The 12,539-nt window shown below is 58.5% G+C and carries 10 protein-coding genes; 6 read left to right on the top strand and 4 right to left on the bottom strand.

Annotated elements, in window-relative coordinates; genetic code table 11:
* Window positions 1-86 precede the first annotated feature (86 nt).
* The gene (glgX, locus tag QA648_RS25615; RefSeq protein ID WP_283054193.1) at window positions 87-2,162 is read left to right on the top strand and encodes a glycogen debranching protein GlgX; all 2,076 of its coding nucleotides are present in this window, start codon (window positions 87-89) and stop codon (window positions 2,160-2,162) included.
* 80 nt (window positions 2,163-2,242) lie between these two features.
* On the opposite strand, the gene QA648_RS25610 is transcribed toward glgX, so the two are convergent.
* The 4 genes from QA648_RS25610 to QA648_RS25595 form a co-directional block, all read right to left on the bottom strand.
* Window positions 2,243-2,665 (bottom strand): type II toxin-antitoxin system VapC family toxin, encoded by a 423-nt coding sequence (locus QA648_RS25610; RefSeq protein ID WP_283054192.1) that lies wholly within the window; start codon window positions 2,663-2,665, stop codon window positions 2,243-2,245.
* Window positions 2,662-2,925, bottom strand: a complete 264-nt coding sequence (locus tag QA648_RS25605) for a type II toxin-antitoxin system prevent-host-death family antitoxin (RefSeq protein WP_104826582.1) — start codon at window positions 2,923-2,925, stop codon at window positions 2,662-2,664. The genes QA648_RS25610 and QA648_RS25605 overlap by 4 nt, the downstream gene beginning before the upstream one ends.
* 112 nt (window positions 2,926-3,037) lie before the next feature.
* Window positions 3,038-4,138: a YihY/virulence factor BrkB family protein gene (locus tag QA648_RS25600; protein ID WP_283054191.1), complete on the bottom strand. Its 1,101-nt coding sequence runs from the start codon at window positions 4,136-4,138 to the stop codon at window positions 3,038-3,040.
* A gap of 110 nt (window positions 4,139-4,248) precedes the next feature.
* Window positions 4,249-6,522: a cation:proton antiporter gene (locus QA648_RS25595; protein WP_283054190.1), complete on the bottom strand. Its 2,274-nt coding sequence runs from the start codon at window positions 6,520-6,522 to the stop codon at window positions 4,249-4,251.
* A 601-nt stretch (window positions 6,523-7,123) separates the two neighbouring features.
* Here QA648_RS25595 and QA648_RS25590 point away from each other — a divergent pair.
* The 5 genes from QA648_RS25590 to QA648_RS25570 all read left to right on the top strand — a co-directional run bounded on the left by QA648_RS25590 (window position 7,124) and on the right by QA648_RS25570 (window position 12,529).
* Window positions 7,124-7,840 (top strand): GntR family transcriptional regulator, encoded by a 717-nt coding sequence (locus QA648_RS25590; RefSeq protein WP_104826585.1) that lies wholly within the window; start codon window positions 7,124-7,126, stop codon window positions 7,838-7,840.
* A complete protein-coding gene (locus QA648_RS25585) occupies window positions 7,837-8,748 on the top strand; it encodes a dihydrodipicolinate synthase family protein (protein WP_283054189.1) in 912 nt (303 codons plus the stop codon). The genes QA648_RS25590 and QA648_RS25585 overlap by 4 nt, the downstream gene beginning before the upstream one ends.
* On the top strand, window positions 8,741-10,258 hold the full coding sequence (locus QA648_RS25580) for an aldehyde dehydrogenase (RefSeq protein ID WP_260304528.1): 1,518 nt from the start codon (window positions 8,741-8,743) through the stop codon (window positions 10,256-10,258). The genes QA648_RS25585 and QA648_RS25580 overlap by 8 nt, the downstream gene beginning before the upstream one ends.
* Window positions 10,255-11,598, top strand: coding sequence for an FAD-binding oxidoreductase (locus QA648_RS25575; protein WP_283054188.1), 1,344 nt, complete (start codon window positions 10,255-10,257; stop codon window positions 11,596-11,598). The genes QA648_RS25580 and QA648_RS25575 overlap by 4 nt, the downstream gene beginning before the upstream one ends.
* Window positions 11,599-11,677: 79 nt before the next feature.
* Complete coding sequence (locus tag QA648_RS25570; RefSeq protein ID WP_104826589.1) at window positions 11,678-12,529, top strand: glycine betaine ABC transporter substrate-binding protein; 852 nt, start codon at window positions 11,678-11,680, stop codon at window positions 12,527-12,529.
* Window positions 12,530-12,539: the final 10 nt, after the last annotated feature.

The following is a 12,539-nucleotide window of genomic DNA, read 5'->3' as shown; positions in this document are numbered from 1 at the left end:
TTTTGTCGGCCAATCCACAGCCGTCGGTGTGCCGGAACAAAACGTGTCGTTGCGGGGTTTGTGGGTGCATCAAAGAAGAGGCCTGCATGACACAAGACGGAAAGCGATATTCGATCGAGCCAGGCGATTTCACGCGTCTCGGAGCAAATTACGACGGACAGGGCGTCAACTTCGGGCTCTTCAGCGCCTATGCGGAAAAGGTGGAACTCTGTCTCTTCGATGAGACCGGAACTCGGGAGATCGAGCGGATTGTTTTGCCGGAATTCACCAATGAGATCTGGCATGGCTATATGCCGGACCTGAAACCCGGCGGTCTATACGGCTACCGTGTTCATGGGCCGTTTGATCCCGATGGGGGTCATCGCTTCAACCCGAACAAGCTGCTGATCGACCCCTACGCCCGCGAATTGGTGGGCAATGTCGAATGGTCGCAAGCGCAATTCGGCTACATTCTGGATGACGAGCTGAAAGATTTGTCTTTCGACGAGACGGATAGTGGCCCCCTGATGCCGAAGTGCCGCGTCATCGATCTCAATGGCAGAGATAAAACTCCCTACCCAAAGCCGTCCGTTCCATGGTCGCAAACGATTTTTTATGAATCTCACGTCAAGGGATTGACGATGCTGCATCCGGCAATTCCAGGGGAACTGCGCGGCACGTTTGACGGGCTCGGCCAGAAAGCGATCGTCGACTATGTCAAAAGCCTTGGCATTACCTCGATCGAGCTGCTTCCGATCCACTCTTTTCCGGATGACGGCCATCTGCTCGACAAGGGCCTCAGCAACTACTGGGGCTACAATACGCTCGCCTTTTTTGCACCGGCTTCGCGCTACTACGGTCCGAAAGGCTTTGCAGGCTTCCGTGAAATGGTGCGCGCCTTCCATGACGGCGGCATCGAGGTGATCCTGGACGTCGTCTACAATCATACGGCCGAAGGCAACGAGCTTGGCCCGACCCTCTCGTTCAAAGGCATCGACAATTTTTCATATTATCGCACTCTGCCCGACACGCCACGCTACTACATCAACGACACGGGCACCGGTAACACCATCAATACGTCTCACCCACGCGTACTGCAGATGGTGACGGACTCGCTTCGCTATTGGGCTGAGGAGATGGAGGTTGATGGCTTCCGCTTCGATCTCGGCACAATTCTCGGCCGGGAACCGCAAGGCTTCGACCAGCGCAGCGGCTTTTTTGATGCGGTTGGCCAAGATCCGGTGCTCTCCAAAATCAAGCTTGTAGGCGAGCCGTGGGATATCGGCCCCGGCGGGTATCATGTCGGCGGCTTTCCGCCGGGCTGGGCAGAATGGAACGACAAATATCGCGATACGATCCGCGACTACTGGAACGGCACCCCGGGCACGACGAGAGATTTCGCCGCGCGCATCCTCGGCTCGGGCGACGTCTATGATCTGCGCGGGCGCCGACCATGGGCGAGCGTCAACTTCTTTGCGGCCCACGACGGCTTTACCCTCAACGATCTCGTCTCTTACAACGACAAGCACAACGAGGCCAATGGCGAGGACAACGAGGACGGCCACAACGACAACCGCAGTTTCAACTATGGTGCCGAAGGGCCAACGGAAGACGAGGACATCAACACGACGCGAGATCGTCAGAAGCGGAATTTCATGGCGACCCTGTTCCTGTCGCATGGGACGCCGATGTTGCTCGCCGGCGACGAGTTCGGCCGCAGCCAGATGGGCAACAATAACGGCTATTGCCAGGACAATGAGCTTAGCTGGCTACACTGGGAGGCACCCTATGAGAGTGCCGAAACACTCCGCGCTTTCACCAAACGTCTAATTGCGCTTCGACAGGATCATTCGATCTTCAGGCGGGAGAATTGGCGCGATGGCTTGATCGTCATCTGGCTCAATCCCGGCGGTGGCGAGCATGCCGAAGAACATTGGGAAGATGAGGCAAGCACGACCATCGGACTGCGTCTGTCACGTGAGCACCCCTTCGAGGAAGGGTGGGACGACGTGCTGCTCCTGTTCAATCCTCAGGATGAAAATGTCGACTTCAGCCTGCCCGATGACAAAAGCTGGGTTTTGGAACTCACCACATCGGATCCGATGGCGAGGGGCGTAGAAGCAATCGCCGAGCAAAGCCTGCAGCTCGAAGCCCGAAGCTTAGCGGTTCTGCGGCCGATCTGAATTGGCGCATTCGAGGCGGCGGCCATGCTTGCCATATTCCGGCATGCGCGAGCTTCCAGCGTTGCCGTCCACTATGGATGTCATACCACCCACGGATCGACCAGCTCAATCCCAAAGCCTTCGAAATCTCTTATGTTGCGCGTTGCAAGGGCAAGATTATGGGCAATCGCCGTGGCAGCGATCAGGCCGTCCATGGACGACAGGCCGCGGCCGTTCCGCTTTGCGAGGCCCATCAGATCGCCCCAGGCCACGGCAACCGGTTCATTCACAGGGAGGACACGATGCTCGAAGCGTTGCGGCAGGTCCTGGGCAAGCCATTCAGTCAGCGCGTCGCGCTTCCGCCCGCTATCCATCAGTGCAACCCCGCGCCGGATCTCCGCGATCGATACGACACTGATGAAGGAGCGATCCTCGTCGAGACCATCTAGCCATTTCAAAACATGCGCATCAGGGCGCGGTCTTGTCACCTCAGACAGGACATTGGTGTCTAGCAGCAGTCTCACAGCGAAAGATCACGCGGGTCGTCGCGCTGACGTTCGAGGTCCAGATCGGCGCCGCGCAGGGGTGACCCCATCAGAAACTCTGCAAGCGTGCCTTTGCGCGCAGTCTTCCGATGCCACTCTTCGGCAGAGACGACGACGACACTTGGCTTGCCGTTTCGCGTAATTGTCTGCGGCGCGGATTGCGCGCATTCGATGACCTCGGAAAGTTTCGCCTTTGCGCTGGCGACAGTCCAATTTTGCTCGCTTGGTGTTGGTCGCATTGCTCGTTTCTTCCTGACCATTGTGACTATAATGACTATATAAGACCAGGATCGTCGAGTGGCAAGCGGCCAGACATTTTGACCGCAACATCATCGAATGTTTCACTGCCGCTCAGGTGAAAGATTTCCCGATCGTATCGGCAACGTGAGCGCCACGACTGCCCATGGGAAGGGCGGGGCCGATGGTCGTGTCAACCGCCGTCTGGTGCTCCAGTTCCGCGTTGACTTCCGCCCCGACCAGCAAGATCACCATGGACAGCCAGATCCAGATCAGAAAGCCGATCAGAGCGCCAAGCGTGCCATAGGTGGCATCGTAGTTGGCAAAGTTCTTGAGGTAGATAGAGAACAGCAGGGACATGGCGATCCAGCCTGCGGTTGCCAGTGCGGCTCCCCAGGTGAGCCATCGCACCTTCGCTGGTTCCCGGCTTGGGCCGAACCGGTAAATTGCCGTCACCGCAATGATCATGAGAACCAACAGAATTGGCCAGCGCAGGATCAGCACGAGGTTCTCCTTCCACTGGTCGAGCCAAAGCAAAGACAAGGCCAGCGGCATGATGGCGACCGATCCAATGACCAATATGGCCGCCAATATTGCACATAGCGTAAAACAGAGCGCGATGAGATTGAGGCGGACTAGCCCGCGCTTTTCGGCTTCTTCATAAGCAACATTCATCGCATCGAAGAGTGCCAATGTTCCGCTATGCGTGCTCCACAAGGCGACCCCCAATCCGAGAAACAACGCCACGCTCAGCGTCTCGCTCCGCCGTTCCACGAGATCGTTCAGCCGATCGGCGATCATGTCAAAGGAGCCGGGGGGAAGGAGAAGGGCAAGTGAACGGAGATGATCACTGATGCTCGCGGGATCGGCAACGAAGCCATAGAGCGAAACGAGTGCTGCAAGTGCAGGAAAGAGCGCAAGCAGAAGATAAAAGGTCACGCCTGCGGCAACGAGCGTAATGCGATCGTCGCTGACCTCGTGGATGACGCGCCAGAACACATCACGCAAGCCGCGGGCCGGTATTTGCTCCGGAACGGCTGCAAATCGCCCGAGTTCCTGATGGAGCGCGTGGTCTCCAGCCTTAGCAGGCCCGGCTTCGATATGTTCTCGCTTCACGAATGCACGAGCCACGAGCAAGGCGAGGATCGCAATACTAGTTGTTTGAAATAGGGAAGCCGTACTTTGTGGACGACCATGGCGGACACGCTTTCTCATCAGGTTACTCCATCAGACAGCCCATCGCTTTGCGGTAACGCTTAACCTGACGAAAAGATGCGCCGGACGCCGTGCGGAACGACGCGCGGTACCCGCGGGCCATCCGGATGCTATTTTTCAGCTTCGATAACGACGATCGATCTGTCAGCGGCGTCGATCAGTGAATTGGCAATTCCTCCGTAGGAAAGCCTTTTGCCCGCTTGCCTGCTGACGCCCAGCACTATCAGATTTGCGCGGCGGCGCCTGGCGTTTCGTAATATAGCCAGCTCCGGCGATGTCCCTCGTTCAACGGTTTTCTGAATGTCGAGGCCATAATTTGCCGCGATTTCGTCGACGCGTTTGAAGGCTTCTTCATGAAGATCGCTCGTATCGCTGAGGCGGGGGCGCCGAAGGAGTTGCTGGGGATCGGTGACGTATACGACGGCGATTTCACAAGCCGCAGCTTTTGCGATTGCCGAAGCGAATTCGACGGCGCGGGTGGAGCGCTCCGTCCCTGAGACCGGAACGAGGATGCGGAGTTTACTATCCTCTTCTGGTACCCGCCCTCTGCTGAAGGTAATGGCTACGGTTCCCTGAAACGAGGACGTCATCTTTGTAAAACGCTCGTCCAGCCCCCCGGCGTCGGCGATGGCTGGTTCGGCTCCGATGATCATCAGGTCGTGTCCTTGCTCAGCGCTTTCGGAAAGTGCTCGCTCCAGATCGCCGCCTTTCTTTCTGCCGGTGACGTGGACGTCCGAGGGTGTGGCAGAATTGGCATCGGATTGCGCCACGGATTTCGTTGCGGTTGCCTTGACGCGATCTACAAATGTTGCGACGCCGTCTGCGTCCGACCGCTGCTCGCTCGTCTCACTCTTTGCCTCGTCGTCAATACGCAGCACAGTCACCGGCATCTGCCTGATCGCGGCGAGGAACCCTGAGATTCTAGAGGCCAGGTTGCCATTTTTAGACAGATCGACCGCCAGCAATATGCGTTCAAATTTGCCGAGGTAGCTCGCCTTTTCGAACTCCTCGCTCTCCAGCCGGTTCTGCTCCTCTGCCCGAACCGGCAACCGCGCAAGCGCCCATCGCAAAGTCGGCGGCATGAGCATTGTTGTGACGACGGCCATTGCTACAATGATGGAAAACAACCGCTGATCCAGGACGCCGACGGAAAGTCCGATGGAAGCAACGATCACCTCGGTAGAACCCCTCGCGTTCATACCGCAGCCGAGCGCAATGGCTTCCGAATTTGAGAACCCCCCGAAACGGCCACCGAGAAATGCGCCGCCGAACTTTCCGATGCTGGCGATGACGATCAAGCCGCTTGCCAGCAACAGGATTGCCGGATCCCGAAGGACCGTTAGATCTGTCTGAAGCCCGGTGAGACCAAAGAACACAGGCATAAACAGAGCCGTCGTCAGCGCTCGAAGCTGCGTGTCTATTTGACGTGTCAGGATGGGCGACTGTCCGACGAGGATGCCTGCCACAAACGCGCCCAAGACCGTATGAACGCCAATTAAATCGGTGATGATCGCCATGACGCCCATGATCGCGACAATGGCACTGAGGACGGGAAGGTCGCTTTTGAAGCGGTCGTTCGTCCAACGGATTATCTCGAAGACGACACGTCGTCCAATCGTAAAGCTCACTCCCATGAACATAAGAGTGCCGATCACGCTCTTTGCAAGCGTCGGCAGCTCGACTCCTCCTTTTTCCGCAAGGGAGAAGGTGACCGAGATGATGACCCAGCCAACCGTGTCGTCGATGATGGCGGAGGCAACGATCAACTGACCGATATTTCTCCTCATGAAGTCCATTTCGCGAACGACGGAGGCGACGATTTTCACCGACGAGATGGAAAGCGCCGTACCCAGGAACAGCGAGGCCACAAGTCTCTTTTCGGGGTCGGGAAGCAAGCTCGCCGGAAGGAGTTCGCCAAGCGCAAAACCTGCCGCGAAGGGGACGACGATGCCCGTGAACGAGACACCTAATGCCGCGCGCCGCATTCGTCGCGCCAAGCCGAGGTCGGTCTCCATTCCCGCCAACAGAAGTAGAAAAAGTATGCCTAGCTGCGCCACCGAGTTGATCATGCTTTTTTGCGCATCGTCGGCGGGAAACACTATGGTCTGAAAATCAGGCAGGATCGCACCGAGAACGGACGGACCAAGCAATACCCCACCGATGATTTGGCCCATGATCGAAGGCTGCCCGATGCGCACCATAAGTTCCCCGAGCAATCGCCCGACGATAACCAGGATGACAATTTGAATAAGGAAAAGTCCTTCGGAGGGCACGGCGGTATGGCCTTCATTCGCGGCGAAAGCCGATGTCGCAATGCCTGCATAAAGTAGCAGGCCGATCAAAATCGGACCTGAGTATCGCTTTCCGAGGTTCATTGATCTCATGAGGGCCTTGCTCACCGCGGAGAACCTGACGCGAACGAGTGTCGATAGTGAAGGGGCTAGCAGGCGGGGTATTTAGCTCGCTTGACGAAGCGCTCAGATGTCGTTTCGACTGGGAAACCTCTCAATGCATTCAACGTCTTGCGCCGATGTCCTGCTCATTTGTGGCTTGCTATATCTGATCGCCATGGGGCTCTTTCTTGTTCAAGAGGCATGCTGGCGAGTTAACGCGGCCCTTGAGATGGAGTTCCTTCGATTGCGCCGCTCCAGACCGACGCCACTTAAGAGGCCCTGACATCAAAGGGCCACTGAGGACTTTGGCGGCTTGTTTGCCGGCCTCTCCGTGACCTCAATTCGCCCATCATTGGATCCAGCTCCCTTGGCTTCGCAGTGGCCGAATACCGGCCTTTTGCCTGGCGGTTGCTGGATGAATTTGCCTGTCGCATCAGACTTCACTCTCGGGAAGATGGCTTCCCGGCGGCTTGCACTTTCATAATTGTATTCTTACTAAACACTCATTGTGTACAACAAGTACACAATTATTGACACGAGCGGCTGAGCGTGCAATGATCCCCTCATCAGGAAAGAGAAGCGGAGTTTTCCCATGGCGAAGACCGTAAAGAGCAGCCTCTATGAGGACTTGAAGCGCCAGATCCTGACGATGGAGCTGGATCCCGATGCCGATCTTGATGAGGTGAGCCTCAGCGTGCGTTACGGTCTTTCGCGCACCCCGGTTCGCGACATCTTCCGGCGGCTTGCGGGGGAGGGCTATATCGATATTCGCGAGAACCGCGGAGCTCGGGTCATTCCGATGAACCACGCGACGCTCAGGAACTTCTTTCTGGTTGCGCCGATGATTTACGCGGCGATCGGCCGCCTCGCGGTACAGAACTTCAAGCCGGCCCAGCTTGCCGATCTGAAGGAGACGCAGGAGCGGTTTCGCCAGGCCAGCGTGGACATGGACGCGTTTACGATGGTTCTCGAGAACAATCGTTTCCACGAAATCTTCGGCGAGATGTCGGCCAACGTCTATCTGCAGCCGAGCCTCGGCCGGCTCCTGATCGACCATGCGCGCATCGGGCACACCTTCTTCCGTCCGAGAAATCAGGACATGCGGCGCCGCCTGCAGGTGGCGGTCGAGCACCATGACAGCTTCATCGAGGCCTTGAGCGCTCACGACGAAGACGCCGTCGTCGACCTGGTCTTCGAGCATTGGGAACTGTCCCGCGAGAACATGGAAATGTTCATCGCGCCACAAGGACTTAAGTCGGACGCCATGATCGGCGGTCCGAGCGTGCAATCATTGGAGAAACTGCCGTGAAGTTTGAAGGTATCTACACGCCTGCGATCACGCCGCTGAGCTCGGACGGGCAGATCGACCGGGCCGGGTTTGCTGCGGTCCTGGAATCCCTGATCGATGCCGGCGTGCATGGCATCATTGTCGGCGGATCGACGGGCGAATATTATGCCCAGAGCAGCCAGGAACGTTTCGAGCTCGGCGCCTACGCCAAGGAGGTGATCGGCAACCGGTTGCCGCTGATCATCGGCACCGGCGCGACGCGCACCGAAGATTCGGTCGAATACGCCAAGGCGGCCAAGGACATCGGCGCCGATGCCATCCTGGTGTCGTCGCCACCCTATGCCCTGCCGACCGAGCGCGAAAACGCCGTTCATGCACTGACCGTCGACCGCGCCGCCAACCTGCCGATCATGCTCTACAACTATCCCGCCCGCATGGGTGTGATGATGGGCGAGGAGTATTTCTCCCGCGTCGGCAAATCCAAGAACGTGGTGGCGATCAAGGAAAGCTCCGGCGACATGGGCAACCTGCATCGGCTCGCCCGGAAGTTTCCGCACATCGCGCTGTCATGCGGCTGGGACGATCAGGCGCTCGAATTCTTCGCCTGGGGCGCCAGGAGCTGGGTCTGCGCCGGCTCCAACTTCCTGCCGCGCGAGCATGTCGCGCTCTACGAGGCCTGTGTCATCGAGAAGAACTTCGACAAGGGCCGGGCGATCATGGCGGCGATGCTGCCGCTGATGGATTTCCTCGAATGCGGCAAATTCGTGCAGTCGATCAAACATGGCTGCGAGATCATCGGCCTGAAAGCCGGTCCGGTCCGCGCGCCGCTGCGCGGACTGAACTCCGAAGAGAAAAGAACCCTTGAGACCGTTGTTTCCACCTTGAAGCGCACGGTCGCCCAGACCACCTCGGGAGCCAATCATGCATGAACCCTTGACCGCAGCCGAATACAAGGCAATCGCCGCCGGCCTTCAGTTCCCGACCAATGCCTTCATCGATGGCAGCTTCCGTCCGGCCAATTCCGGCAAGACGTTCAAGACGACGAACCCGGCGACCGGCGAACTTCTGGCGGACGTTGCCGCCTGTGACGCAAGCGATGTCGATTACGCCGTCCTCAAGGCAAGAGAGGCGTTCGAGGATGGCCGCTGGCGGCAACTGTCGCCCGGCGAGCGCAAGGCGACGCTGATCAAGTTCGCCAAGCTGCTTGAAGACAACCGCCATGAACTGGCGGTGATGGAAAGCCTCGACAGCGGCAAGCCGGTTCGCGAATGCCAGACCGTCGACGTGCCCGATACCATCCACACCCTTCGCTGGCACGCCGAGGCAATCGACAAGCTCTATGACAACACCAATCCGGTCGGCCCGAATGCGCTGGCGATGGTGGTGCGCGAGCCGATCGGTGTCGTCGGCTGCGTCCTGCCCTGGAACTTCCCGCTTTTGATGCTCGCCTGGAAGATCGGCCCGGCATTGGCGGCCGGTTGCTCGGTCGTCGTCAAGCCGGCGCAGGAGACGACGCTGACGACGCTGCGGGTTGCCGAACTTGCGCATGAAGCCGGCATCCCGGCCGGTGTCTTCAATGTCGTCACCGGCAGCGGCCGGGAGGTCGGCGAGCCGCTCGGCCTGCACATGGATGTCGACATGGTGGCCTTCACCGGCTCGACGCCGACCGGGCGACGCTTCCTGCATTATTCCGCCGATTCCAACCTGAAGAAGGTCGTGCTCGAATGCGGCGGCAAGAACCCGGCCGTGGTGCTGGAGGATGCAGAGGATCTCGATCTCGTCGCCGAGCAGGTGGTGAATGGCGCCTTCTGGAACATGGGCGAAAACTGCAGCGCCAGTTCCCGCCTCATCGTCCATGCCAAGATCAAGGACGAGCTTTTGAAGCGCATCGGTGCCTATATGCGCGAGTGGAAGACGGGCGATCCGCTCGATCCGGAAAACCGCGTCGGTGCGCTGGTCAGCAAGAACCACTATGAGAAGGTCACCTCCTTCCTCGACGACGTCAAAAGCGAGAAGCTGACGATCGCCCATGGCGGCGAAACACATGGCGGCATCTTCGTCGAGCCGACGGTGGTCGACGGCGTCACCTCCTCCAGCCGGCTGTTCAAGGAAGAGATCTTCGGGCCGATCCTGTCGGTGACGACGTTCAACACGCTGGCCGAGGCGGTCGCCCTTGCCAACGACACCAATTATGGCCTGACGGCATCGGTCTATACCGGCAGCCTGAAGCATGCGATCCGCCTGTCGCGCGACATCCGGGCCGGCCTCGTCACGGTCAACTGCTTCGGCGAAGGCGACGCGACGACCCCGTTCGGCGGCTACAAGGAATCCGGCTTCGGCGGCCGCGACAAGTCGATCTTCGCACACGACAACTACTGCGAACTCAAGACCATCTGGATCGACATCTCCGATCGCTCCGTCGACGAGACCATCCGATGACCCGGCATGTGATCAAGCGCCTACCGATTGATACCGGCGTTTCGGGATGGGAGGCGATTAGCGAACGCGCCTATCCCGTGACGGCGCTTGACCACGACATTACTGCGGACTGGCTGATCATCGGCGCAGGATTTGCCGGGCTATCTGCGGCCCGGCGCCTCTCGCAATCGCGGCCGCAGGACAAGATCGTCATTCTTGAGGCTCGTGAACTCGCAAAAGGACCGGCCGGACGAAATTCCGGCTTCATGATCGACGTGCCGCACAATCTCTCGTCCGGCGAGTACTCGGTTGCCGACGAGCAGTCCACCAAGGACGAGATCAGACAGAACCGCCTGGCAATCGCGTTCGCCGCGGATGTTGCGGCCGAGTATGGCCTGTCCAAGGAAACATTCGATCCATCGGGCAAGACGAACGCCGCTGCGTCGGACAGGGGCTTGGGGCTCAACGAGAATTACAGAAAGTCCCTCGAGAAGATCGGCGAAGATTATCGCGTTCTCGATGCCGATCAGATGCGGGAAATGACCGGCTCGCACTATTATCGAGGAGGGCTCTATACCCCAGGGGCCGTGCTGATCCAGCCGGCGGAATATATCCGGGGCTTGGCGCGCGGATTGCGATCAAAAATCGATCTTTACGAGCATTCACCGGTGCTGGAGCTTTCGCGCGAAGGCAGGTTCTGGAAGGCCAAGTCAAACCGCGGATCCGTGTCTGCGCCGAAGGTCATTCTGGGTGTGAACGGCCACATCGAAAGCTTCGGCCACTTTCGCCGCCGCTTGATGCACATCTTTACCTACGCATCGATGACCACCGCCTTCTCACAGAACGAATATGGCGGCGTTACCGGAGCGGACCGCTGGGCGCTTCTGCCTGCAGACCCCATGGGCGCGACCGTACGCAAGATCACCACAAACGGCCTGTCCCGCATCGTCATAAGGACGAGGTTCACATACGATCCAAGCCTCCAGGTGTCGGATAGGCGTGTCGCCGGCATAGCTGCCGAGCAGCGCCGGTCATTCGATGCCCGTTTCCCCGGACTGAAAGGCTTGCCCCTGGAATATAGCTGGGCCGGTGCGCTGTGCCTCAGCCGGAACCATGTGCCAGCATTTGGTGAGGTCGAAGAAGGGCTCTTTTCTGCCTGCTGCGAAAATGGCCTCGGCACCGTCAAGAGCACACTCGCGGGGATGATGGCTGCCGATCTGGCGACAGGGGCGGGTAGCCCTGAACTCGAACAATACAGAAATCAACCGGAGCCGAGCAAGTTGCCGCCCGAGCCGATCGCATGGCTCGGCGTGAACTCGGTCATCCGGCTGCAGGAGTTGCGTGCAGGCCGCGAGGGATGATCCCTCGCCGCGCAATAATGAGGATCGAGCCAAGCGCAGATCTTCAGAAGAATGGGAACGAGAACTAGGAGTAAAAACAATGAAGGCTTTGTGGAAGGCGCTTTGCGCCGCTGCGATGATCGGAATGAGCATGTTTCCTGCTCATGCTGAAGAGAAAACCATCACCATCGGCACCATGTCCTGGGAGGATCTGACCCCTATCACGGGCATCACCAAAAAGGTCCTCGAAGATTCGGGCTATACGGTCAAGGTTCTGCCCTTTTCGGAATGGGGTATCGCCTACGCTGCCTTGAGCAAGGGTGACATTCAGATCCTTGCATCTCAGACCGATTATGTTGCTCAGGACTATTGGGACAAGAACAAGAACCGTCTGGAGAAAATCTCGCCGGTTTCCCACGGCCTTTACCAAGCCATCGCCGTCCCCAACTACGTTCCGATCGACTCTACGGACCAGCTGAACGACAATGCCGACAAGTTCGGCGGCAAGATCGTCGGCATCGAGCCGGGCTCGGGCCTGATGCGTGACGCGGCCAATGCCGTCAAAGAATACGGTCTTAAGCTGCAACTCGTGGAAGGCAGCACGGCAGCTATGACCGCTGCTCTGAAATCGGCCATTGATCGCAAGGAATGGATTGCCGTTACGATCTGGGAACCGTCTTGGATGATGCAGAAGTATCCGGTCAAGTTCCTCAAGGATCCGAAGGGCGTGTTCCCGCCTCCGCAGAGCTACTACTGGATCGGCAAGAAGGGTTTTTCGGCTGACAATCCACATGCTCGCGAAGTCATCGCCAGCGTCTATGTTCCGCTTGCTGATATCACGGCGATGAACGGCGCCGTCAGCGATGGCAAGACCATGGATCAGGCCGTCCAGGATTGGATCGGGGCCCATGCCGACCTGATCAAGCGCTGGGAAAACATCAAGAAAAACTAATCGTATCCTG

The organism is Rhizobium sp. CB3171, from assembly GCF_029714265.1.
GTDB lineage: Bacteria > Pseudomonadota > Alphaproteobacteria > Rhizobiales > Rhizobiaceae > Rhizobium.
Note: the sequence above shows the minus strand (reverse complement) of the source record. Positions and strands in the feature narration are given on the sequence as shown.